25 protein-coding genes are annotated in these 20,812 nt (G+C 66.9%); 6 read left to right on the top strand and 19 right to left on the bottom strand.

The features are described from left to right. Both WMK75_RS14450 and WMK75_RS14455 read left to right on the top strand, forming a co-directional pair. Nucleotides 1–1,251: AAA family ATPase (locus tag WMK75_RS14450; protein WP_347268340.1), on the top strand; the 1,251-nt coding region annotated here is incomplete at its 5' end. After that, on the top strand, nt 1,251–2,567 hold the full coding sequence (locus WMK75_RS14455; RefSeq protein ID WP_347268341.1) for a restriction endonuclease: 1,317 nt from the start codon (nt 1,251–1,253) through the stop codon (nt 2,565–2,567). The genes WMK75_RS14450 and WMK75_RS14455, both read left to right, overlap by 1 nt. A 239-nt stretch (nt 2,568–2,806) precedes the next feature. Here the strand turns inward: WMK75_RS14455 and WMK75_RS14460 are convergent, their stop codons facing one another. Genes WMK75_RS14460 through WMK75_RS14505 form a run of 10 tightly spaced genes read right to left on the bottom strand, consistent with a single transcriptional unit; the run spans nt 2,807 to nt 14,478 of the window. After that, nucleotides 2,807–4,729 carry a DUF2793 domain-containing protein gene (locus WMK75_RS14460; RefSeq protein ID WP_347268342.1) on the bottom strand — a complete coding sequence of 641 codons (1,923 nt, stop codon included), beginning with the start codon at nt 4,727–4,729 and terminating at the stop codon, nt 2,807–2,809. Between the two features lie 10 nt (nt 4,730–4,739). Further along, nucleotides 4,740–8,714 (bottom strand): glycoside hydrolase TIM-barrel-like domain-containing protein, encoded by a 3,975-nt coding sequence (locus WMK75_RS14465; RefSeq protein WP_347268343.1) that lies wholly within the window; start codon nt 8,712–8,714, stop codon nt 4,740–4,742. A 10-nt stretch (nt 8,715–8,724) separates the two neighbouring features. Continuing rightward, nucleotides 8,725–9,159, bottom strand: a complete 435-nt coding sequence (locus tag WMK75_RS14470; RefSeq protein ID WP_347268344.1) for an NlpC/P60 family protein — start codon at nt 9,157–9,159, stop codon at nt 8,725–8,727. Beyond that, the gene (locus WMK75_RS14475; RefSeq protein WP_347268345.1) at nt 9,156–10,040 is read right to left on the bottom strand and encodes a DUF2163 domain-containing protein; all 885 of its coding nucleotides are present in this window, start codon (nt 10,038–10,040) and stop codon (nt 9,156–9,158) included. Before WMK75_RS14475 ends, WMK75_RS14470 begins: the two co-directional genes overlap by 4 nt. Then, nucleotides 10,037–10,246, bottom strand: coding sequence for a hypothetical protein (locus WMK75_RS14480; protein ID WP_347268346.1), 210 nt, complete (start codon nt 10,244–10,246; stop codon nt 10,037–10,039). Before WMK75_RS14480 ends, WMK75_RS14475 begins: the two co-directional genes overlap by 4 nt. 2 nt (nt 10,247–10,248) lie before the next feature. Then, nucleotides 10,249–10,950, bottom strand: coding sequence for a lysozyme (locus tag WMK75_RS14485; protein ID WP_347268347.1), 702 nt, complete (start codon nt 10,948–10,950; stop codon nt 10,249–10,251). A gap of 4 nt (nt 10,951–10,954) precedes the next feature. After that, entirely contained in the window at nt 10,955–11,086 is a 132-nt protein-coding gene (locus WMK75_RS14490) for a hypothetical protein (RefSeq protein ID WP_347268348.1), read from the bottom strand. Next, a complete protein-coding gene (locus tag WMK75_RS14495; RefSeq protein ID WP_347268349.1) occupies nt 11,079–11,429 on the bottom strand; it encodes a hypothetical protein in 351 nt (116 codons plus the stop codon). The genes WMK75_RS14490 and WMK75_RS14495 overlap by 8 nt, the downstream gene beginning before the upstream one ends. Further along, nucleotides 11,426–12,052 carry a DUF2460 domain-containing protein gene (locus tag WMK75_RS14500; protein ID WP_347268350.1) on the bottom strand — a complete coding sequence of 209 codons (627 nt, stop codon included), beginning with the start codon at nt 12,050–12,052 and terminating at the stop codon, nt 11,426–11,428. The genes WMK75_RS14495 and WMK75_RS14500 overlap by 4 nt, the downstream gene beginning before the upstream one ends. Beyond that, the gene (locus tag WMK75_RS14505) at nt 12,052–14,478 is read right to left on the bottom strand and encodes a phage tail tape measure C-terminal domain-containing protein (RefSeq protein ID WP_347268351.1); all 2,427 of its coding nucleotides are present in this window, start codon (nt 14,476–14,478) and stop codon (nt 12,052–12,054) included. The genes WMK75_RS14500 and WMK75_RS14505 overlap by 1 nt, the downstream gene beginning before the upstream one ends. Nucleotides 14,479–14,547: 69 nt before the next feature. On the opposite strand from WMK75_RS14505, the gene WMK75_RS14510 reads away from it, so the two are divergent. After that, nucleotides 14,548–14,760, top strand: a complete 213-nt coding sequence (locus WMK75_RS14510) for an AbrB/MazE/SpoVT family DNA-binding domain-containing protein (RefSeq protein ID WP_347268352.1) — start codon at nt 14,548–14,550, stop codon at nt 14,758–14,760. Next, nucleotides 14,760–15,140 (top strand): type II toxin-antitoxin system VapC family toxin, encoded by a 381-nt coding sequence (locus WMK75_RS14515; RefSeq protein ID WP_347268353.1) that lies wholly within the window; start codon nt 14,760–14,762, stop codon nt 15,138–15,140. The genes WMK75_RS14510 and WMK75_RS14515 overlap by 1 nt, the downstream gene beginning before the upstream one ends. Here WMK75_RS14515 and WMK75_RS14520 read toward each other — a convergent pair. The 4 genes from WMK75_RS14520 to WMK75_RS14535 all read right to left on the bottom strand — a co-directional run bounded on the left by WMK75_RS14520 (nt 15,130) and on the right by WMK75_RS14535 (nt 17,197). Beyond that, complete coding sequence (locus tag WMK75_RS14520) at nt 15,130–15,303, bottom strand: hypothetical protein (RefSeq protein WP_347268354.1); 174 nt, start codon at nt 15,301–15,303, stop codon at nt 15,130–15,132. The two genes, WMK75_RS14515 and WMK75_RS14520, sit on opposite strands and share 11 nt — an antisense overlap. A 68-nt stretch (nt 15,304–15,371) precedes the next feature. After that, entirely contained in the window at nt 15,372–15,809 is a 438-nt protein-coding gene (locus tag WMK75_RS14525; RefSeq protein WP_347268355.1) for a hypothetical protein, read from the bottom strand. A gap of 2 nt (nt 15,810–15,811) precedes the next feature. Next, on the bottom strand, nt 15,812–16,750 hold the full coding sequence (locus WMK75_RS14530; protein ID WP_347268356.1) for a phage tail tube protein: 939 nt from the start codon (nt 16,748–16,750) through the stop codon (nt 15,812–15,814). 24 nt (nt 16,751–16,774) lie between these two features. After that, a complete protein-coding gene (locus WMK75_RS14535) occupies nt 16,775–17,197 on the bottom strand; it encodes an acyl-CoA transferase (RefSeq protein ID WP_347268357.1) in 423 nt (140 codons plus the stop codon). Between the two features lie 89 nt (nt 17,198–17,286). Here WMK75_RS14535 and WMK75_RS14540 point away from each other — a divergent pair, with 89 nt between their 5' ends. Together WMK75_RS14540 and WMK75_RS14545 are read left to right on the top strand one after the other, a co-directional pair. Continuing rightward, entirely contained in the window at nt 17,287–17,571 is a 285-nt protein-coding gene (locus tag WMK75_RS14540; RefSeq protein ID WP_347268358.1) for a ribbon-helix-helix protein, CopG family, read from the top strand. After that, complete coding sequence (locus tag WMK75_RS14545; protein ID WP_347268359.1) at nt 17,559–17,849, top strand: type II toxin-antitoxin system RelE/ParE family toxin; 291 nt, start codon at nt 17,559–17,561, stop codon at nt 17,847–17,849. Before WMK75_RS14540 ends, WMK75_RS14545 begins: the two co-directional genes overlap by 13 nt. Nucleotides 17,850–17,862: 13 nt before the next feature. Here WMK75_RS14545 and WMK75_RS14550 read toward each other — a convergent pair whose 3' ends face one another. The 5 genes from WMK75_RS14550 to WMK75_RS14570 all read right to left on the bottom strand — a co-directional run bounded on the left by WMK75_RS14550 (nt 17,863) and on the right by WMK75_RS14570 (nt 20,701). Continuing rightward, nucleotides 17,863–18,492 carry a DUF6441 family protein gene (locus WMK75_RS14550; protein ID WP_347268360.1) on the bottom strand — a complete coding sequence of 210 codons (630 nt, stop codon included), beginning with the start codon at nt 18,490–18,492 and terminating at the stop codon, nt 17,863–17,865. Then, a complete protein-coding gene (locus WMK75_RS14555) occupies nt 18,489–18,803 on the bottom strand; it encodes a hypothetical protein (protein WP_347268361.1) in 315 nt (104 codons plus the stop codon). The genes WMK75_RS14550 and WMK75_RS14555 overlap by 4 nt, the downstream gene beginning before the upstream one ends. A 12-nt stretch (nt 18,804–18,815) precedes the next feature. Continuing rightward, nucleotides 18,816–19,838, bottom strand: coding sequence for a major capsid protein (locus WMK75_RS14560; protein ID WP_347268362.1), 1,023 nt, complete (start codon nt 19,836–19,838; stop codon nt 18,816–18,818). Between the two features lie 46 nt (nt 19,839–19,884). Beyond that, nucleotides 19,885–20,265, bottom strand: a complete 381-nt coding sequence (locus WMK75_RS14565; protein WP_347268363.1) for a head decoration protein — start codon at nt 20,263–20,265, stop codon at nt 19,885–19,887. 73 nt (nt 20,266–20,338) lie between these two features. Continuing rightward, the gene (locus WMK75_RS14570) at nt 20,339–20,701 is read right to left on the bottom strand and encodes a hypothetical protein (protein ID WP_347268364.1); all 363 of its coding nucleotides are present in this window, start codon (nt 20,699–20,701) and stop codon (nt 20,339–20,341) included. Nucleotides 20,702–20,812 lie beyond the last annotated feature (111 nt).

Below are 20,812 nucleotides of genomic sequence, written 5' to 3' on the forward strand. Positions count from 1 at the left end.
CGCCTCGAGCCTGTCGCCGGGATATTCCAGCGCATTGCGAGGCGTGCAGAGAGAGGCGTGCCAGTTACGCCGAGCGGGAACGTCATCTCTCTCGATGGTCGGCAGGTTTTCAAGATGTCGATCGCGCGTGCCAACGTCGCTTCCGAGGATTACCTTTTCGACGAGGCAATATCCGAGGGGCACACGCTTCTGGGTTGGGAAGACATCGATTTCACGGATGACAAGTTCTCGGACATAAACGAGATCCTCGAGACCTGTCGTGAGCAGGGCAGGCGGGAGGGCGAGGTCACGCTTCAGTCTGGCCAAGTCAGTCAAGTGGACGTCTTCCGCAATCAGCTTGAAATCGGCGACATCATCGTTGTGACCAAGGGCAACAGCCTGTTCCGTGCAGTCGGCGAGATTACCGGAACGTACGAATACCACCAGCGTGCCAACCGAACATATTGTCATCGCCGATCTGTGCGTTGGCTTTGGGTGGATCGAACCGGTGTTCCTGCGGGCGAAATCTACGATGGCAACTTCACCATGCGGTCAATCTACGCTCTCAATCGGGCTCGCCTGGACACCGTTGCTCTTGAAGGGTACATGAACAGTGGGGGTGAGGCCGTCAGCCGGGAGGTGGAGCCCCATGTCCTGATCATCGACGAGATCAACCGGGCCAACATCTCGAAGGTCTTCGGCGAACTGATCACGCTCCTGGAACCGGACAAGCGCCTTGGGCGGCGCGATGAAATCCAGCTAACCTTGCCCTATTCGAAGAAGCGCTTCGGCGTGCCGCAGAACCTGCACATCATCGGCACCATGAATACGGCCGATCGCTCGATCGCGCTGCTGGACACCGCCCTGCGCCGTCGGTTCACCTTCAAGGAACTGATGCCGAACCCGGCGGTCCTGCCCCCGAATGTCGGCGGGATCAACCTGCAGAAGCTGCTGGCCACGATCAACGACCGCATCGAGTATCTCTTCGACCGCGAACACCAGATCGGCCACGCCTATTTCACTGGCTGCACATCGGCCGAGGCCGTCGAGGACGTCATGCGGCACAAGGTGATTCCGCTCCTGTCCGAGTATTTCTACGAGGATTGGTCGAAGGTCGCCGCTGTTCTGGGCGATGGCCCGCACGGGCCGTCGCGGTTCTTGGAGGCGCGCCGCCTGGACGCGCCGCCGGGACTTGCCGCGGATGATTTCGGGGCCGAGAGACTGCGCTGGCGGGTGAAGGACCAGTTCGACTTCTCCGAGTTCGCGGCCTGATGCCCGCCTACAGCGTCCGTGAATGGGAGGCCGTGCCCCATGGCGATGGGGAAGGATGCATTCCGCCGCATCTTGCCCAGCGCCTTGTGGCACTGGCCAAAGCATCACCCTTCGCCGGGCGTGGCGGCGGTGGCGTTCTCGAAGATCGCCGCCATGACTTGCGGGCGCGCGGAGTAGTCGGAGTCTTGGCGGTGCCGGGCTGCACGCTGGAAATTCTGCCGAAGATCGATGTCGGCGAAAAGGAAGGATCGGCACAAGAGACGCGCGAAATCCGCAAGCGTCTTGTCCACATGCTTGCGGTGGCTCTCGACCTGAAGATCGAGACCGGACGCATGACCGACCTCGACTGGCAGCGCGAAACTCTGCTGGAAATCCTGATCCGCGTCTTTTGCGACAAGCTGACCGAGGCGGTACGGCGAGGCATGCCGCGGCGCTACACCCTGCATGACGACGATCTGCCGACCTTGCGGGGATCGCTGGATATCCCGCGCCAGTTCACCCGCCATCTCGCAAACCCGGGCCGCCTGGCGTGCCGCTATGACGAGTTGTCCGAGGATATCGCCCTCAACCGCATCATGAAGGCGACCATCGCGCATCTGGCGGGCATGTCGCGCAACGCGACGAACGTCCAGCGCCTGCGGGAACTGGCCTTCGTCTATGCCGAGGTTGCGGAAGTGCAGCTCCCGGCCCTGCGGTGGGACGATGTTGTCATCGACCGCACCAACAGTGCCTGGCAGGAACTCTTTGGAATGGCGCAGCTGTTCCTGCGCAACCGGTACCAAACGACCAGTGCTGGGTCGGGGCAGGGATCGGCACTGCTGTTCGAGATGAATGGCCTGTTCGAGGAATACATCGGCCGTCTCGTCTCAAGGGCGCTGGCGGGGTCCGAATTCCGCGTGACCCTGCAGGGTGGCCGCCTGTTCTGTCTTACGTCGGTGGACGATAAGCGGGAAATTTTCCAGACGAGGCCCGACATCCTTATCAAGCGTGATGATCAAGTCGCCCATGTGATCGACACCAAGTGGAAGCGCATTTCCGCCCGGATCGACGATCCGAAGCAGGGCGTGTCGCAGGCCGACGTCTACCAGATGATGGCCTATGCCCACCTCTACAAGGCCCCGCGGCTGACGCTGCTTTATCCCCACCATGTGGGCCTGGGCGAAGAAGAAGGGATCCGCGCGCGGTTTCGGGTGACAGGTCAGGAGACGGTGTTGGAAACGGCGAGCTTCGACATTTCCAGCGGCGCTGACCTGGTGGACCGCATTCGTAGCCGGATCCTTGACGGCATCGACGAGACAACCCTCGTTCTTCCGTGACCGAATGCGGCAAGCTTCCGTCAGGTGCACAATTGTGCCCATCGCCGCAGGGGACAGATGTAGCTTTGCCGTGCCACCATTCTGGCGCAGCGAATCCCTGCCGCTCTTTGAACGTGTGAATCCGTGAACCGGGCCGGGCATTGCCCTGCGGTCGAGGCGTCTGGCGCTTCCCGCGAGGGACTTGCCCGGCCCGGACCTCACCACAGCATTGGCGGCGCGCTCCTGTGCATCCCGGCACCCTAGAAATCCGTCTCGACATAGACCCCGGCGCAGTCATAGGCGACGGCCGCGGCGGTCGCGCCATTGTTTATGTAAAGTCGTGGCGACAGGAACTGCGTCGCGGCGGGCAGGTCGGCGGTGATCTCCTGCTCGAAGACCGCGCCCGTGACTTCGTTCACGGCTCGGACCCACACCGACGAACCATTCGGCGGGGCCGCGATGAACAGGGTCAGCACACTGCCGGTGGCGATGGCGAAGCTGGCCCCCATGTCGGTGAGGGTCGGTGCGCCGGCGCCGTCATTGGCGACCAGCTGCCAGTTCGCATGCGTGCCGCGCTGGAAGCCGATGCCGATGCAGTTGATGACGGTGGCTAGTGTGAGCGTGGTGGCGAGTGCTGCTGTGGAGCCGTAGAGGCCGAAGAAGCCCATCCCCGTCGCTTGCAAGGTCGTGAGAGACAGCCGCGTCACGAAGGTCCAACCGCCAAGCCCGGTCGCATTGCCACGCCAGCAAGCCCAGCCTGCGGATCGCTGGTCGGCCACTGAGTCGACGACGGCCGCCGAGGTCAGGCGCCAACGCCGCATGGAAGTCGCAAGGTTCGTCGCGGCCAGCGTGGGATGTGAGACGGTGCCGACCGAGGTGATCGGCAGGCCTTCGGTGGTGATCGTGGTGCCGGTCGAAGGAGACCAGTTCGCGATCCGGTTCACCCCGAAATGCGGCTGGAGCGGAAAATCCCGCCCCGAGGGACGCATCACGTCGATCCACGGCGCCCCGGCACGGCTGCGGGCGTAGACCGAGGCCTTGCCGGTGGGCGGCGGGGTCGGCGCGGCGCTCAGCCCCGGCAGGATCGTGGGCTGCGGCAGTTCCACCTGGCCGCTGATGCGGTCGATCTTCAGGGCATCGACGAACGCCGAACCATCGGGGCTGACCTTGAAGCTGAAGTCGTCGCTGCCCAGAAGGCCGATCAGCGCGCGCGCCGAAAACCCGGTCTTGAATGCAAAGGCGGCATCGTTCGCTGGGACGGCCTTGTTCACCGTCGCCTCGATCCCGGCCCCGGCGTTGTTCAAGAGGACAGCCGGGGTGTTCATCGACAGCCGGTTGTAGCTGTCCGCGGTGGCCCCGCCGAGGCCCAAGAGCTGCGCGGTCAGGTTGGCCTGGGGCATGCCGAGCTGCGTCACGGCATTGGCAAAGGTGACCGTGGGCGTGTTGATGACGGTCGTGCCGCCCGCGCCAGCCGTCGCAGAGCCGATGTTCACGACCGTAGTCGATCCTGAGGCTCCGCCGGTGCCGAGGTTCACGGTCTTGGTTACGCCCGTGGTCGTGGCGCCGGTTCCCATGCCATAGGTCGCGGTTCCGGTTGCCGTGCCGATGCTGGCCGAGGCCGCCGATACCGTGACGGTTCCCGAGGCGGTCAGCGTGCCGGAAAAGGTCTTGTTGCCGGAGAAGGTCTGGGTGCCTGCGAGGATCGCCAACTCGCTCGACGTGTTCGGCAGGGTGAAGGTCCGGGTTACGCCAGTGCTGATGCCCGACAGCGAAAACAGCGCCTTCCTGGTCGGATCGGTGTCGTTCACCAGGCTGAAGACCGCATCCGACACGTCGACCGGTTCGCCGACCAGATCCCATGCAGAGCCGTTCCAGACGACGAAGGCTGCCTCATCCGCGACCCACGCCAGCCAGCCCGGGCGCGGGACCAGCCGCATCCAGACGCCATCGATCCAGAAGGCCACGTTCAGATCCCAGCCCGCCCAAAGACCGGTGGCCCCGGAGGCAACGATATGCCGGTCGCCATCGGCCGGGCTGGCTGGCGGCGCCGTCAGATCTCGGTCCAGCACCGACAGTTGGACCATGGCATCCAAGAGCCGCAGCGCCTCGTTATGGGTGACATGCTTCTGCGCCTGCGATGCCAGGATGTAAGGCAGCAGGAGGTGGGTGGTGATGTCTGACATGATCCTGCTTTCAGAAGGTGAGGGTGACGGATCGCCCAGCGCCGCGACCGATCAGGGCGGAAAGCTGGAAGATGCGGAGGACGAGGGATTGGCCGGGGCCAAGCGGTGCGCCCCAATCGGCGGTCTGCTGGGTGGCGGTGTAGAGGACGCTGGTCGTGGCAGTCGTCAAGGATCGCTTGACAACTGACCCGTCCAGAATGTCGAGCGCATAAGCCTCACTGTCCTCGGCCAAAGGCACATCGCCAGCGCCCCAGCTGTCAGCGGCCAATGACCGCGACCGGCGCGTCCAGCGGATCGTCAGATCGCCCGGGCTGCGGGCGGTGCGCCACGGCTGCTCGACATGGGCAACGGCGAACGGCCGCAGCCCAGCGCCTTCGGGGGTGAAGCTGGTCGCCACGAAGGTCTCGTCACTGACTGGCTTTGAGGCCGGGCCGATTCGCCAGTTCCATGGCAGACCGAGATCGGCCTCGCTGATGGGCAGGGACGCCAGTGCCGCATCCAGCACCACCACCCGCGCACCGGTCGACACCACGCTGACCATGGCACCTTCGGTCCCACGCTGGCCGCGCAGCAATCGGGTGAGCCTGTAGCGGCCGGGCGCGACCAGTTCGGCCGCCCCAGCCTGGACGATTTCCCATTGCCCAGCGCCGGTTTCCACCGCCAGAGCATTCGCGCCGCCGAGCAGGGTGATGTCCGTGACGCTCTCCAGCGTTCCGGAATGGAGATCGACCACCAGCGCATTGCCCAGATCGAAGCGCGACACCGGCCCGGCAAAGAAATCCGCCGCCAGCACGCCCATGCGGGCGCGGGTGGAAAAGGTGGTCAGCAGGGTAAAACCATCCGCCGCAGCACTGCGGTAGACCGCGATCTCGCCCGGCCACGGCTTGGCATGCGCCGCGACAAGGGTACGGTGCGCGGGCTGGTCCTCGCGCAGCTGCGGCAGGTCCAGCAGGATCACATCCGGCACGCCGAAGACCGTCGGTGTCGAGAGCGTGGCCGGCCGCGGCTCGCCGGGCGGCAGGTCATAGACCGCCCGGTCCTGTCGCACGGCATCGACGCTGCGCAGGTCGGAGTCGGCGATTGAGACGAGGCGCATTTCCGTCATGCGGCCATCATGGTCGAGCAGGATCACGTCGCAGGGATCGAGCGCCAGCCGCGAAGGCGGCAGGCGGAACACAGCACTTTCCCGCCCCACCCAGGCCTCCATCAGCGCGCGACGGCAGCGGCGTTCGGCCTCCTCGGGCGGAATCGCCATCGGGAAGGCCTCGGACGCGATGCGGGTGGTATCGACGGTGATGCGGCGGGCTTCGACGAGGGCCGCGTCATAGTCCTCGTCGGCCCGGGCGACTTGCCATTTCAGCGCCTGCGGCAGTTCGGTTTCCTGCGCGCGGGTCAGTTCCATCACATCGCCCTGCGCCGAGCTGGGCGCCACCATGCTGTCGGGCGTGACGGTGGCGCTGGCGATCCTGCCGCGCATCAGGAACTTGATCCGCCCCTCGCTCTCCACCGCATCGAAACCGAAATGCCGCGCCAGCGTGGAAATCGAGGCACGCGGGGCTTCCAGCGCCGAGATGACATAGCCCTCGACCGCGCCCCAGAGGCCAGAGACGTCGATCTGGCCGTCCGGCATCCCTGCGCGCAGGCAGAGGTGCCGCACCAGCGCCGCCAGCGACACCGCGCCCAGCCGCCCGGTCAGCCAGTGGCCCAGACGCCAGTTCGGGCCGTCGGTCCAGATGTCGGTCAGTTCGGGGAAGAACGGATAGGGCCGTGCGTCCCAGGTCCAGGCGGCGCATTCGGGGACATGAACCATGCGCGCGCCATAGACCGAGGAGGTCGGGTTGTGCGCGCCCTGACCCCACCAGAGGAAGCTGGCTTCCAGATAGGCGCGCTGGATTGCATCGTCGCGCCAGCCCCGCGAAAAATGCGGCGTGAAACTCTCGGAGGATTTCGGATCGAAGAACACGTTAGGCTGGTTGGTGCCCCGGTCGATGGCGGGGCATCCCAGTTCGGTGAACCAGATCGGCTTCGACTGCGGCACCCATGCCGTCGGCGTGCCGCTTTCCACCCCGCCCGGGCGGTTGAAGTGCTGCTCCGACCACCAGCTGCGCAGATCCTTGAAGCGGAACACCCAGGGTTTGCCCGCGCTGCCATCGGTGATTGGCGTCCTGACCTGCGTCACCCGGTCGGCGGGACTGGTATAGAACCAGTCGTAGCCCTCGCCGCCCGCAATGTTGGCCTGCAGATAGTTCCGGTCGTGGATCGCGGGCCAGCCTTCGGCCGCATCGGCGTGGTCGAACCCGTCGCGCCAGTCCGACAGGGGCATGTAGTTGTCGATGCCGATGAAGTCGATGTTCGGGTCCGACCACAGGGGATCAAGGTGGAAATAGACGTCGCCCGAGCCATCGGCGGGATGGTGGCCGAAATATTCCGACCAGTCGGCCGCATAGCCGATCTTGGGCCCGGCACCGAGGATCGACCGCACATCTGCCGCGAGCGCCTTGAAGGCCGCGACGGCGGGATAGGTGCTGGCACCCGAGCGGATCGTGGTCAGACCGGGCATTTCCGATCCGATCAGGAAGGCATCCACGCCGCCCGCGGCTTTGCAGAGATGGGCATAATGCAGGATCATCCGGCGCAAGCTCCACTCGCCGATGGGGCCGGTCCAGCCGACAGCGGTGCCCGACACGCTGAAGCTGGCGGGCGTGGCAGTGCCAAACAGCGCCGACACTTGCATTGCGGCCGATGCAGTCTTGTCGACGGTTCCGGCAAAGCCCGCAGCAGGAGAGCAGGTGATCCGGCCCCGCCAGGGGAAAGTCGGCTGGCCCGAGGTGGCGGCGTTGTCGCTGTAAGGATCGGGCTTGGTGTTGCCGGGCGGGACGTCCAGCAGCAGGAACGGATAGAAGGTCACCCGCAGCCCACGCGCCTTCATCTCCCGGATCGCCTGCACCACCGCGAAGTCGGCAGGCGTGCCGCCGTAGACCGGGCGGTCCTCGGCGTCGCGACTGACCAGAAACGCCTCGGCGCGCGACACGCCATTCACGATCCAGGCCGAGGGCGTGGTGGTTTTGGCCGCGACCTCGACGCCAGGACGGACCTTGCAGGTTCCTGCCCGCAGATCATCCCCGAACCACGCCACCACCAGGCTGACGCTCTCGACCGCCGGGGCCAGGGATTGCAGCCGGTTCAGCGCCACGACGATATCTGCGGTGTTGGTGATTGCGTTCAGGTTCTCCGCCACGGTCGCACCACCGGAGCCAGCGGTCCTCTTGACCGGGGTGCTGGCATAGGTGAACTCGCCCGAGGCCGGGATCATCGTCACGGCGTTCACCAGTCCTTCGGCGGTATCGGCATCGGCGAGGGGGCGGAACACCTCGAAGCTGATCTGCGGCAGGCGGTTGCCGAAGGGGCCGAGGTCGAGCTCCTCGAACACGACATAGGCGGTGCCACGATAGGCGGGGGTGTTGGTGGCCCCCATCTTCGCCGAAATGAAGGGATCGGGCGTCTGGACTTCGTCACCGGGATACCAGCGCCAGGTGACGCCGGTCATATCCATGGGCTTGCCATCGGCCCAGACCCGGCCGATGCCGGTGATCCCGCCTTCGCAGAGCGCCACGGCGAAGCTGGCATAATAGAGGTATTCGGTGGTCTTGACCTTCGGCCCGCCGCCCTTGCCGCCGCCTTGGGTCGTGGTGTTGACCTCCTCGCGGAAATCGGTGGCCCAGATGATGTTGCCGCCGATCCGCATCCGGCCGAACAGTCGCGGCATCACCGCGCCCTCGGTCGATGCGGTGATGCGCAAGGAATCCAATCGTGCGCCCTCGATCCGCTGCGCCGGGGCGAGGGACGAGACGATCCAGCTGTCGACCACCGAGCCGATGGTGGAGCCGATCATGCCGCCGATCGCCGCGCCGGAAAAGCCGAGCACGGCGCCGCCGAAACCAGCACCAATCGCGGAGCCGACGGCCCCGAGTACCAAGGTTGCCATGTGTGGGGTCTCAATCTCTGGGGAACAGGAAGGTGAAGGCGATGCGCCGCCGCCAGATCGGGGTCAGGACTTCCTCGACGACTCCCAGCCGCTCATAGGCATGGATGAAGCGGGCGGGACCGCTCAGAATCCCGACATGCTTGGCGATGGCACGCGGCGCCATGCGAAAGAGGATCAGCGTGCCGAGACCGGCTTCGTGGATGGCAATTTCCGGCATCATCTGGCGCGCGCCTTCCGCCAGCACTTCACGCGGGCCGGTCTCGCCCCAATCCCGGCTATAGGGCGGGATCGGGAAGGGTTCGTCACCCACCACCGCGCGCCAGACGCCGCGGGCGAGGCCGAGGCAATCGCAGCCGACCCCGCGCAGGCTGGCCTGATCGTGATAGGGTGTGCCGAGCCAGGCGCGGGCGGCGGCGATGACAAGGGCGGGATCGGCGGTCTTCAAAGCACCTCCCCCTCATGGCCGCCGTCCTTCGTGGCATAGCGCAGAACGGCATCTTGGCCGGGGATGTGCGGGAAGCCCCGGAAGTTGGCGACATTGCCGAACTTCGTCCCGCAGGTGGCGATGCGCTTGTCACAGCCTGCCCTGACGATGAAGGTGTTCGTGGCCGAAATGGACCGCACCGGCGCTTCCAGCAGGGTCAGGATCGCCACCCCGTCGACGAGGTCATGCGACAACACTTCGACCCGCCGCCCGGCATTCGCGCCGGTCGACCATTCCACCAGCCCGAAGGCGAACCAGCCCGCGCCGAAGGCGCCAAGGCCGGAGGCCGTGAAGGCCCGGTCGCGCAGCACATCGATGATCGCGCCGGTCCCCTTGAAGGCCAATGCCTCGAGGTTCACGCCGCAGCGCGCATCGCCCAGCGCGGCATCGCAGCTGGCCTGGAACGTCCGCCCCACCGTCTGGCCGAGGACATGGGCGTGCGACCGCACCTCCGCCACGAAGGCCAGACGCCCGCGCCGGATCTGACCAATGGCCCCGCGGCGCAAGAGCACGCGCTGCGCCGGGCTGGCCCAGTTCACCCGCCAGACCTCGACCGCCGCATTGTCCCATCGGCCGTCGAGGATGTCGGTCTCGGTGATCCGGTCGGAGGAGAGCACGCCTTGCGCGTCCTGCGCGTCCACGGACAAGTCAGAACCAGACCGCACCTCTGATGCTGTCAGCCCGCTTTCGGGTTCGAACTCGGTGCTGTCGAACGACAGCGTCCGGTCGTGGTCTGTGAAACCGAAGGTCACGCCGTCCGCCCGCGAAATCCGCCAGCACCAGGCGAGCGTGGTGGTGCCCTCGTCGAGATGGGCCTGCAGTGCGGGAGAGAGCGATTTCACTTCCGCCCCCAGCCGCGCAGCAGCGCCAGCGAGGCCAGCGCCGAGGAGACGACCCCGCCCGCGGCGCCGGTCACCGCGTAGAGGTTGAAGGGGCGGATATCGAGCGTGCCGGTCACGAGGTCGAACTCCGCCAGCCCCGCCATCGCGAGACCTGAGGCGGCAAGGCAGGCCAGATAGACGAGGCCGCGGGCGAGCGTCCAGTTCATGGTCATGCTCCGATCAGGGATTTGAGGAAGGCGAGAAGGCGTGCAGTCAGCGTTGCCCCGACTGCCGCAGGTTCTGGCGCTGGCGCAGGCGCAGCGGGCGTGGCCGGGGAAGGGGCGGAAGGCGTGGCGATGGCTGGCGGGCCGACGGTCGTGCGCAGCAGTGCCAGCGCCTTGGCCTCGGTCAGCCGTCGGATCGGTCGCGCGAAACTCACCCTTCCGTTGCGATCGACCGCCCAGACGGGAATGGTTCCGGTCGGATAGCGCCCTTTCGCGAAGAGGTCTCGTTCGGCCTCGCGGCGTGGGCGGATGGCGGCGGGCCTGAGCCAACCCATGAAGGCGTCGGACGCGGCCGTGCGATTGCCCGCGTTGAGAGCCTTGGTCAGTGCGGCCCTGGCGATGCCGCCGGTGTTGTAGTGAAACGAGACCAGCGCATCGAACTCGTGCGGTTCCAGCGGCACTTTCACGGCGCGCAGCACCGCCGTCTCGTAGGTGGCAATGTCGACGCGAAACAGCCGGAACGCTTCGCGGATCCCGGCATCAAGGTCGGCAGGCATGCCGCGCGGCATCCGGGCGGGATCGGGCGCCCCGGCTTCGGCGGTGTGGCCGATGCCGAAGGTCCAGATGTCGTTCACGTCGAGATAGGGTCCGGGCACGAGTCCTTCGTGCCGGATCAGGGCCAGCAGGCCCCGGTCGGTCATGTGCATGGGATCACCCGATGGTGGAGAGGAGAAGGATCAGGGCCGCGACGGCGAGGCCGACGCGCAGCCGGTGGCCGAAGGCCTGGCCGGGATCGGCCGCGTCGCAGCGGAGGGAACGTGCGAGGCGCAGGAGATCATTCATCACCCGCACATCCCTTTGCGCTGCGCAGACGTGCGAGGACGACCTCGATGAAGGCGGGGCCGAAGACCCCGACCAGATAGGCCGCCGATCCGGCCGCGCCCCCGGCCGGAATGGCCTCGGGCGGCAGGCCGAGCCAGCGGGTGATGAGCGCCATCGACAGGCTGCCCATCCCCGCTGCGATCAGCCCGCCGAGCAGAATGTGGCGCAGGGCATCGCGGAGCCGCATCCGCGTGGTCAGCGCATTGGTCGCGCCGCCCAACGCGCCCCAGGCGGCGAGGATCACGGCGGTGGAACTTGCCAGATCGCGCAGCGCCGTGGCGAGGAAACCGGGTTCGTCATTCATCTGCGGATCTCCAGGAGGGGGATGGCGGTAATCGAGCCGAGCCGTTCGAAGTCGAGGGTCACGTCGAGGGTGTCGCTGTCAAACCGCACTGGCACGTCGAATTCGAAGCCTGCCGTAATTGCGACGCCCGCGCCCGGGGCGGCGGCGAAGGTGACGCTGCCGGTGGTGGCATCGGGGCCCCAGCCCGTCATCTGCTCGACCCCGTTCAGGGCGAGGCGGACGGTCCCTGCCACCGGCTTGGCGATGGCGCGGGTCCAGCTTTGCGCGCCGGAGGTATAGCGTTTCAGGAGGGCGAATGTGGTGGCGGCGCCATTGCCGGTACCGATGGGCTGGTCGGTCGGGGCCACGACCTGCGACGGCGGGCAGGATTTGTAATCCGCCCAGTCCTTGAAGCGGAAGCCGTGCAACCGGCCATTGCGGGCCTCGAAGAACGCCACGACTGCCGCCAGATCATCGGCGCGGCGGATGCCGAAAGCGACATCATAGCGGCGTCGGCTGTTCGCCCAACTGGCGTTGCGCTCTTCGTCGCCGCTTGCCAGTTCGACCACTTGTGTGCGCCGTTCCGGTCCACCCCGCGCGCCGCGGCTGATGTTGTCGGGGAACCTGACTTCATGGAACGCCATCACATGCCCCTCCGGCCGAGGGACACCGCACGGGCGATATCGGCTGCAACCTGCGTGCGCGATTGCCGGAAGCTTTCGGCGTCGCGAGCATTGATCGTCACATTGATGGCAGGAGACGTGGTTTGCCCCTGGCTGTAACCGGCCGCCTCTCGGCGCGACAACACGCGTTCGCCACGCTGCAGGATGGCCGGAACCTCGTCGGGCTTGATCCCCGCCCAGCCGCCGGAATGCATGCGCGGGGCACCGGCGAAAACCATGGCAGGGACCATGCGGCCCGGACCCGGGGTGCCGACCATGCCGCCCGCATGCAGGATGTTGGCGAAGATGCCACCCGCGCCGCCCAGCGCGCCCGACAAGGCATTGGCGATTGGGCCGAGGATGAACCGCCGCGCCGCGAGTTTGGCCAGATCGGCGATCATCGAAGTGACCAGATCGTGGAAATCCAGCTTGCCGGTCTTCACGAACTCGCCAACAGCATTTTCGGCCGAAGTGAAGGCAGAGACCAGCGCGTTGCCGATGTCGCCGCCAATATCGCGGGCCTTTGCGGCATAGTCAGCAAGGGTTGCCACCGCGGCTTCCCATCCGGTCTTCGCCACTTCTGCCCCAGCCGCAGCTGCTGCCCCCGCGCCACCGGCGGCGCGCCCGGCCTCGGTCATCGACTCGTCCAGCCGGTCGGCGGCATCTGCGGCCCCGTCCAGTGCAGTTTCGCCCTCGCCTCCCGCCCCGGCAACCGCGTCCTTCAACGCCTGCCAGCTTTGCATCGGGCGAGCGGCGGCATCGGCCAGCATGCCGGAAGCCTCGCGATACGCCTCTGCCCGGGCGGTAGCCTCATCGGCCATTCCGGTCAGCCCGAGGTTTGGCGTGGTGACATAGGTCTGCGCCATCGCCGCCGAGAAGGCTTCTGCGGCGGCGGTTCCGGCAGCGGCCGCCGATCCCGCAAAGGGGTTGTCGATCCGGCCCAGCGCCACCGGGTCCAGCGTGCCGATCCGCACGCCGCCTTCGCCGACGGCCCAATCGGGCAAGAGGTCGAGTGCCGCATTCAGGCCTTCGATGAAGCCGTTGATGCGGGTGACGACGCCATTCAGCATCGCCTCGACGCCGCCGATCAACCCGTTCGCGGCCTGGAAGGCAAAATCGCCAATCGCACCGGGTAGCTGGCCCCAGATCGCTTTCACCGCATCATAGGCGCCTTTGAAGATGCCCGCCGCCGAATTGCCGAAACCGGTGATGGCCTCTACGGAAGACTGCATCGCGCCGTAGACCGTCGCCTGCAGCCCGGCCCAGCTTGCCTCGATCTTCGACCAGGCAGAGGCGGCGGCGAGACCAATGCGATCCCAGGCCTCAAGTGCGAGATCCTTCAGGAGGCCAATCGCCGCGCCAAACCCGCCCGCGCCTGCGACCAGCCGGGTGAACTGGAACACCAACTCGCCCGCGCCGACGATCAGCGCGCCGATGCCGGTGCGGATCAGGGCCCCGCGCAGGATGACGAGGCCGGTGGCGAGGCCGCGCACCGAGAGCGCTGCTGCCGCCAGCCCGGCGACCCAGCGCCCGGCCATCACGGCGGCGAAGGTGGCGGCATAGGCGGTCAGCCGGCCGATGTTGTCGAAGAGAGCGTTGATCGCGATGCCGATGGGGCCGGTGCTGCGCGAGGCATCCGCCAGCGCGTTCGCCACCATCTCCAGGGCAGGAGCGACGGCAGCGGTCAGCCGGTTGGTCAGGCCAAGCCAGATCAGGCTGAGTTTGGCGATGGCATCACCGGTGCGTTCGATCTGGGCGGCGTCACTGGCGCTGACCGCCACACCGAAGTCGCGCACATCCTGCGCCGCCTCGCGCAAGGTAGTGGGGTCAATCCGCAGAAACGCCAGCGCCGCCTTGTCGCCGAAGAGATCAGAGGCGACGGCCGCCCGCTCCGCTTCCGGCACAAACCGGTTCAGCGCCTCCTGGATGGCGACGATGCGCTGGTCCAGCGGCAGCGCCTGCAGATCGGCGGCCGAGAGGTTCAGCCGCTGCAAGGCCCCGACCGCCGAACCTGATCCGGCAGCAGCTTCCGACAGCCGGGTGGTCAGCTTCTTGGTAGCCTGTTCTATCTCGCCCATCGAGACACCGGCCAGTTCCCCGGCCCAGGTCAGCACCTGCAGGCTTTCCACCGTGGTCTTCAGCGAGGCCGCCATGTCAGCCTGCGCGCCGATGGTTTCGAGACCCGAGCGGACCATGGCGACGCCAGCCGCTGCCGCCGCGGCCGTCACCGCGGCCAGCGCGATCCCGGCCTTGCGGGCGAAGCTGGCCAGCCTTGTGTTGGCCTGCTCCATCTCGGTCGAAAGTCGGCCGAAACCCCGCGCGCCCGCATCGCCCACGCCTTCCAGTTCCGCACGCACCTGGCGGCCGCCCTCCGCCACGAGGCGGACGCTGACTCTTTTCTCAGCCATAGCATCGATCCTTGAATTTCCGGATTCTCTGTCTTACGTTTTTAGCATCGATAAAGTTTGGGTATGATCATGTCCGAGACCGCGACCCTGTCCTCGAAGTTCCAGATCTCGATCCCCAAGGCGATCCGGAGTGCCCAGCATTGGGAGGCCGGGCTGACCTTCGCCTTCATCCCCAAGGGAACCGGCGTCCTCCTGGTGCCGGTCCCGGAGCGGGAGGCGCTGAAGGGCCTTGCGCGCGGGGCATCGGCCAGTGATTACCGCGACCGGTCGGACCGATTCTGATGGTCCTTGTCGATACCTCGGCCTGGATCGAGTGGCTGATCGGATCGCCGACCGGCGAGAAGCTGGCTGGGCATCTGCCCGATCAGGCCGACTGGCTGGTGCCGACCATGGTGCAGCTGGAACTGGTGAAATGGCTGACGCGGGAGCTCGGCGAGGACAAGGCGGATCAGGTGATCGCCTTCACCCAGGTCTGCCAGGTCGTGCCGCTCGATACCGAGATCGCGCTGGCTGCCGCTGAGGCATGTCGCGACCACAGGCTCGCGACGGCGGATGCCGTCATGTTCGCAACGGCGCGGGCGAGGGGAGCAACGCTCCTGACCTGCGATGCGCATTTCGAAGGTCTGCCGGGCGTGACGCTGATCGGGAAGATCAGGGGCTGACACCGGTTCCGTCCGCATCCGTCATCTGTTCGTTCAGTTTGCGCACCATCACCGCCTCGATCTCGGGCAGCAGTTCGGCGGCGATCAGGGGGGCGATGCCGAGAGCGCGGGCCATGGCGAGGGCGGCACCCATGTCCCAGCCGAGGATCGCACCGGGGATCACCCGCAGCTGGCCACCAAGGCGGCCAACCAGATCCCAGACCTGCCAACCCTCCGGCGTTTGCGGCCGGTTCAGTCTGGCCGGGCAGTCGGGGCAGGAAGCCTGGCAGGCGGCGCAGTATCGGTCGCCCCCGCCGAAGCACCAGTCGGCGAGGGCGCGGAGACGTTTTTTTCTGCGTCCAGGATCAGGCCCCGCGCGACGTATCGGGTCTGGAAGGCTTCGAAGACCGGCCAGATTTCCAGCAGGGCGTCGATGCCTTCGGGGCTGACGGGCAAGGGGTTTCCTGTTTCATCGCCAACACCCTCCCAATCCAGCACGGCGCGGCGGGCGACGGCTTTCGCCATGGCGAGCGCCAGCGCCTCCTGGCTGGCACCTTCTGGCAGGGCTTCGATGGCCGGATCGGCGCGTGCCGCCACCATCAGGGCCGTGGTGAGCGGGCCGACCTTGAGGCGCAGGCCGGGGGCAAGGTCCAGCCATTGCGGCGTGGCGGTCAGGTTCAGTCGGATCATGATCAGTATCCTGCAAGGGTGTTGACGAGGGTGGCGGTGCACATGCGGGCGGGGCTGGTGGCTTTCGCCGCCTGCCAGTCAAAGCTGGCCTGCACGCCCTGCGGCCCGGCGATCTCGATCCGGGGGATCGGCAGATAGACCGCGTGGGCGGTGAAGGTGAAGCTGGCGTTGGCGCCGAGGCTGTAGTTGAACTCCAGCTCGCAGGGCGTGCCGTCGATGGCTTGGGTGACCAGCGTGCTGTCGGAAAACCGCACCTCGATCCGGCCGGTGAGTGCCGCCATCGTCGGGTCGGCGCCATCGATGCGGCCATCGCCGCGGATGGTCTCGATGCGGTCGAGGTTGTTGGAATAGGTGATCTCGGCCGAGACCACATTGCCCAAGCTGCTGCCGTTGCGCTTCACCGTGCCGTTGAAATGGCCGAAGCGCTGCAACCCCAGCGCCGTCGGGGTGCCAGCGGCTGTCGCGGCGGCGATGGATTCGCCCTGGGCGACGAGACGGGCCGTGGCGGTCAGCAGGCCGGAGCGTTGCATCTGCCAGGACAGCTGATCCAGCACACAGCCGGAATACATCGCAAAGCGCGGCACCTCGGGCATCGCGGTCTCGATGGACATGCTGGGCAGCGTCCAGTTGCCCGACTGGAACGTGTGGGTCTTCGGCGTGGTGCCGCTGGTGACCGGCTGGCCGAAGGCGGCCTTCAGCCAATAGCCGAACGCCTCCACATCGATGGGGATCACCACCTCGCCGTCCGCCGTCACCGCGTCCTTGATCGGGGCCAGCGGATCGCGGCCATAGCCCAGCAGTTCGGATTCCAGCAACGGATGTTCCGACCCGAGCGTTGCCCGCGCAAAGGGCATCAGCCGGAACCCGCTGACAGGCGGGGTGCCATAAACCGTCTCATACGCAAGCGCCATCTGCGCCCGCGCGCCTTGCGCACGTGCCATGGGGGTCTCCTTGATGTGGGGGTGTCAGGCCAAGGGGCCGGTGGTGGTGTAGTGCAAGACGATGGTGACCACCGCCGCCTTCAGCGCCGCGGCGCCCTCGATGGGCAGATCGACCGAGGCAGGGGCCTCGGGTTCGACCCAGTCGCAGATTCCACCGAGCGTCCGGTCCGATTCCAGCGCAGCGCCGATGGCGGCGATCAGGTCGTCGAAGGCGCTGGCCCGACCGGTGCCTGCCTGGACGACGACCTCGAGCTCTGCCCGGTGCTGGTAGTGGTATCGTAGCGGCGACAACGTCACCTCCGGCTCGCCCGGCTGGCCGTCGCGCAGGATGATCAGCCCGGCTGCAGGGATCCGCTCCGGCAGAACCTCGTCACGCAGGGTGAGGGCGCCAAGCGGAAGCAACTGCGCGCGCAGCGCGGCGAGGACGGTTTCACGGGTGGTGGGCATTTCACGGCCTTTGGCTCAATTGTGACTTCTGCGACGGCGGTCTATATGCTAAAGGTAATACCCGTGAATACTCGCCCGGAGCAGCATCCATGAACGCCGTCCGCCCCATCGCCGTAAAACTCGATCAGGACACCCGCGACCGCCTCAAGCGGTTGGCGGATGCCAAGGACCGCTCCACGCACTGGATGCTGCGCGAGGCCGTTGCGCAATTCGTCGAGCGCGAAGAGAAGCGCGAGGCGTTTCGTCAGGCCGGACTTCAGGCTTGGGAGGAATATCAGGCTACGGCCAAGCACATCACGCATGACGAAGCCGATGCCTGGCTGGCCAAGCTGGAAGCAGGCGAAGAGACGGCTGCTCCTGAATGCCACAACTGATCTGGTCGCCCGCCGCATTGCGGGATGTCGAACGGTTGTATCGTTTCCTTGCCGACAAGAACCCTGACGCTGCCCGACGCGCGGCCAAATCCATCCGCGCGGGCATGAACATTCTGCGTGATCAGCCGGGCGCGGGGCGGCCGGTCGAGGACATGGAACCGGAATTCCGCGAGTGGTTCATCACCTTTGGCGACAGTGGCTATGTGTCGCTCTATCGGTTCGATGGCGAGACGGCGGTAGTATTGGCCGTGCGCCATCAGCGCGAGGCTGGCTACTGACGGGAAGGGGCGATCACATCTTTCCCTCCACCCACCCCGCCACGATCCGCCCCGGCACGCCACCCGCCGCCAGCTCTGCATCCCGCGCCAGATCCAGCCGTTTGCGCAAGCGCACCTGCGGGACCAGCAGGAAGATCGGCACGGTGGTCAGCCCGCGCCCGGTTTTCGACTTTGACGCTACGGTTCGACCCTTCGAATTCAACCGCCCCTCGGCCACCAGCAGGCTTGGCCCTCGGCGGCGATAGACGAAGCGCAGGCGCAGGCCGGTGCGGCGTTCCCATTCGCCGGGGGTAATCCGCCCGCCGCGGGTGGATTTGCCCGCGGCCGGGGTGGGGATGGCCAGCCAGAAACCGTTACGTGACCGGATCAGCGGGCCGGAGTCATGCGCGCCGATGATGACCGGCGCATTGGACCACACGAGCGCCGCCGCGTTCAGGCTCTCGCTGCCCTTGGGATAGGTCGCGAGCCGGATGGAGTTGCCAAGCCGGGTGCCAAGCCCAGCGCCGGTGATCTGGCCGCGCCAGGCGGATTTGAGGCCCTCGCCCGCCTCGCGCATGGCGGTGGTGACCGCCTTCTCCCCGGCGGCGATTTCCGCCTGCATCAGGGCGACGAGGTCGGGATCGAAGGCGATCTTCAACCTCATGACGGCCGCAGGTCCAGTGACCAGATCAGCCGTTCCCGGTCACGGATCGGTTCGCCCTGAAGGATGAAGCTGTCCGAGCCGATCACCAAGAGATCGCCCGGCCGCGGGGCGGGCAGGTCGGTGACGCGCACGTCCACCATCATGCTGTCGCTGACAAATCGACCCGCGCCGAATTCGGTGATGCGGTCCGGGGCGCGGCGGATGACGCGGATGGGACGTTCCTCCGAGGTGGTGGCGGAAATCCAGACTGCCGCCACCGCCATCGAAGGATTGTCGAAGATGCGGCCCAGCGCCGCCTCGAACACCGACATGCGTGCCGCCGGTCAGTTCGATGTGTGCAGGCGGATCGCGATGCGCGGCCGCTTGTTCACCGGAAGGATCGAGGCCTCGGTCATCAGGTCGATCCAGCGGCCCTTCTCGTCGAGGTGCTGGCGGGCGTAGAGCGGCAGGCCCATGGTGTTGGCCGCCTCCAGCAGGTTGGCCGGGCCGCCATAGGTCGTGAACGTGTCCATCGTGCCCAAGGGGAACGCGATGCCCTCATTGGCCGGGACCAGCCGTTCGGTGGCCTTGGTGGAAAGCGTGACGGCGCCCGCATATTCCTCGAAGACGATGCCCGCGAAGGGGAAGTTGCGCCGCACATCCTGACGGAGCGGCTGCGCGCCGGTGGCGGCGTAGAACTTCCAGGCCTCCTCGACTTTTGGATGCGCGATCAGCTTGTCGAAGAACTCGCGGCTGACGAGGGCATGCACATCCGTCATGCTCTCGCCGAGCAGGCTGTCCTCCATCGACCGCAAGACATCTCGGACCTTGCCCTGGACGTTCGTTCCGGCAGTGCCCAAGACAAAGTCGACCGAGATCTGCGCGAGGCCGAATTCGGTGAAGTAATTGTAGAGGGTGGTCCCGGCGCCATCCTTCACGATGCCGCGCAGCGCATTCATCTCCATGTATTCCCGCGTCTGGGCATGCTTGCGGCGCATCAACAGCAGCTTGCGGTTCATCACTTCGACGAGGGGATCGGCCGCGTCGAACGCGCCCAGCGCGGGTTGGCCCTGAATGTCGCCCGGCAAAATGACGTCGTCATGCGGGATCCACGGCAGGGCGAAAGACCGCATCGACCGGCCCTCGCGCGTGCCGACGGTGGCCGGGCCGCCGAGTGGGACGGAGGGCAGCAGGTTCAGCACGCCCTCATATTGCTCGATGATGACCGAGCGCTGGCTGACGCCCTCGAAACGGAAGAGGCCGATCTGGCCGAGGCGGGTGTAGAGGTTGGGCAGGATGTTGATGGCCTGCGTCATCTCGGCCAGCGAATAGCCGCCAGCGTCGAAGGGATTGCGGACGAGGGTCATGGTGGGGCTCCGGGGGAATGGGGGAAAGGGATGCTGACGTCGCGCGTCAGACGCCGTCGCGGGCGATGATGCCAACGGCCGCCAGCTGGGCGAGTTTGGCGGCGATCTTGGTGCCGTCATCGACCGTGGCGCCGTAGGCGAGGGCCGCGCGCGATACGATCGAGGGACCGCGGACCAGCACAATGCCGGTCGCATCCGCCAGCGTGGCGTCGACGGCGTAAAGCAGCACGGCCGTGGCGACCTGCGATCCGTCGGCCCCGGTCGCGGGCGACAGGGTGTACTTGCCGCTGGCAGTGATCTTTCCCAGCACCGAGCCGACCGGATAGGGCAGGCCCTGCAGAAGGGTGATCACCTCGCGGGTATAGTTCGGGTTGACCTCGTATTTGAGGACGTCGCCCATGCTGGGCGGTTCCGTCAGGACGGGCATGGTTCAGTCTCCAGGATGTTCGGGGATGGGTGGCGCTGCGCGATTGCGCGCGCGGTAGTGGTCGGCGCCGGGATCAGCGCAAGGCGGCGGCCGACTTTTTCGCGGCCGCGACGATGGGGCTTTCCTTCGCGCCCGCGGCAGGGGCGGTGGCGATGATGCCCGCGGCATCGCTGCGGGCGGCGAGATCGGCCAGGACCTTGGCGCGCAGAGCCTCCGGCTTCAGGCCGCGCGCCACCGCATCGGCCGCGTCGATGGTCACACCAAGCCGGGCGGCCTGCGCGCAGACCTGCGCGACCTCTGCCGCTTCGGCTCGGATCGCTTCGGGCGACATCGTGGCCGCCGTGGTCTGCGGCGGTGCGATTGCCGCGGGCGGGGCCGGTTCCGGCGGGGTGCTGGCCGCAAGCTGCGCATGATCTTCGGGGGCGGTGGTCATCATCGGGCCCTTTCCTCTGGGGATGGTTGTGCCGCGGGGTGCGGCGGCGAAAGCGCGGAAGGCGGTGACGGGATCGGCCACCTCGTCGGCAAGACCGGCGAAGACGGCCGCCTC

This window comes from Paracoccus sp. (in: a-proteobacteria), from assembly GCF_039808215.1.
In the GTDB taxonomy this organism is placed as follows: domain Bacteria; phylum Pseudomonadota; class Alphaproteobacteria; order Rhodobacterales; family Rhodobacteraceae; genus Paracoccus.

Excerpts from the sequence above, each read along its gene's own strand:
- WMK75_RS14455 (WP_347268341.1), top strand. The coding sequence starts at position 1,251 with ATGCCCGCCTACAGCGTCCGTGAATGGGAGGCCGTGCCCCATGGCGAT.
- WMK75_RS14460 (WP_347268342.1), bottom strand. The coding sequence starts at position 4,729 with ATGTCAGACATCACCACCCACCTCCTGCTGCCTTACATCCTGGCATCG.
- WMK75_RS14465 (WP_347268343.1), bottom strand. The coding sequence starts at position 8,714 with ATGGCAACCTTGGTACTCGGGGCCGTCGGCTCCGCGATTGGTGCTGGT.
- WMK75_RS14480 (WP_347268346.1), bottom strand. The coding sequence starts at position 10,246 with ATGAACTGGACGCTCGCCCGCGGCCTCGTCTATCTGGCCTGCCTTGCC.
- WMK75_RS14485 (WP_347268347.1), bottom strand. The coding sequence starts at position 10,950 with ATGCACATGACCGACCGGGGCCTGCTGGCCCTGATCCGGCACGAAGGA.
- WMK75_RS14490 (WP_347268348.1), bottom strand. The coding sequence starts at position 11,086 with ATGAATGATCTCCTGCGCCTCGCACGTTCCCTCCGCTGCGACGCGGCC.
- WMK75_RS14495 (WP_347268349.1), bottom strand. The coding sequence starts at position 11,429 with ATGAATGACGAACCCGGTTTCCTCGCCACGGCGCTGCGCGATCTGGCA.
- WMK75_RS14500 (WP_347268350.1), bottom strand. The coding sequence starts at position 12,052 with ATGGCGTTCCATGAAGTCAGGTTCCCCGACAACATCAGCCGCGGCGCG.
- WMK75_RS14505 (WP_347268351.1), bottom strand. The coding sequence starts at position 14,478 with ATGGCTGAGAAAAGAGTCAGCGTCCGCCTCGTGGCGGAGGGCGGCCGC.
- WMK75_RS14510 (WP_347268352.1), top strand. The coding sequence starts at position 14,548 with ATGTCCGAGACCGCGACCCTGTCCTCGAAGTTCCAGATCTCGATCCCC.
- WMK75_RS14515 (WP_347268353.1), top strand. The coding sequence starts at position 14,760 with ATGGTCCTTGTCGATACCTCGGCCTGGATCGAGTGGCTGATCGGATCG.
- WMK75_RS14525 (WP_347268355.1), bottom strand. The coding sequence starts at position 15,809 with ATGATCCGACTGAACCTGACCGCCACGCCGCAATGGCTGGACCTTGCC.
- WMK75_RS14530 (WP_347268356.1), bottom strand. The coding sequence starts at position 16,750 with ATGGCACGTGCGCAAGGCGCGCGGGCGCAGATGGCGCTTGCGTATGAG.
- WMK75_RS14535 (WP_347268357.1), bottom strand. The coding sequence starts at position 17,197 with ATGCCCACCACCCGTGAAACCGTCCTCGCCGCGCTGCGCGCGCAGTTG.
- WMK75_RS14540 (WP_347268358.1), top strand. The coding sequence starts at position 17,287 with ATGAACGCCGTCCGCCCCATCGCCGTAAAACTCGATCAGGACACCCGC.
- WMK75_RS14545 (WP_347268359.1), top strand. The coding sequence starts at position 17,559 with ATGCCACAACTGATCTGGTCGCCCGCCGCATTGCGGGATGTCGAACGG.
- WMK75_RS14550 (WP_347268360.1), bottom strand. The coding sequence starts at position 18,492 with ATGAGGTTGAAGATCGCCTTCGATCCCGACCTCGTCGCCCTGATGCAG.
- WMK75_RS14555 (WP_347268361.1), bottom strand. The coding sequence starts at position 18,803 with ATGTCGGTGTTCGAGGCGGCGCTGGGCCGCATCTTCGACAATCCTTCG.
- WMK75_RS14560 (WP_347268362.1), bottom strand. The coding sequence starts at position 19,838 with ATGACCCTCGTCCGCAATCCCTTCGACGCTGGCGGCTATTCGCTGGCC.
- WMK75_RS14565 (WP_347268363.1), bottom strand. The coding sequence starts at position 20,265 with ATGCCCGTCCTGACGGAACCGCCCAGCATGGGCGACGTCCTCAAATAC.
- WMK75_RS14570 (WP_347268364.1), bottom strand. The coding sequence starts at position 20,701 with ATGATGACCACCGCCCCCGAAGATCATGCGCAGCTTGCGGCCAGCACC.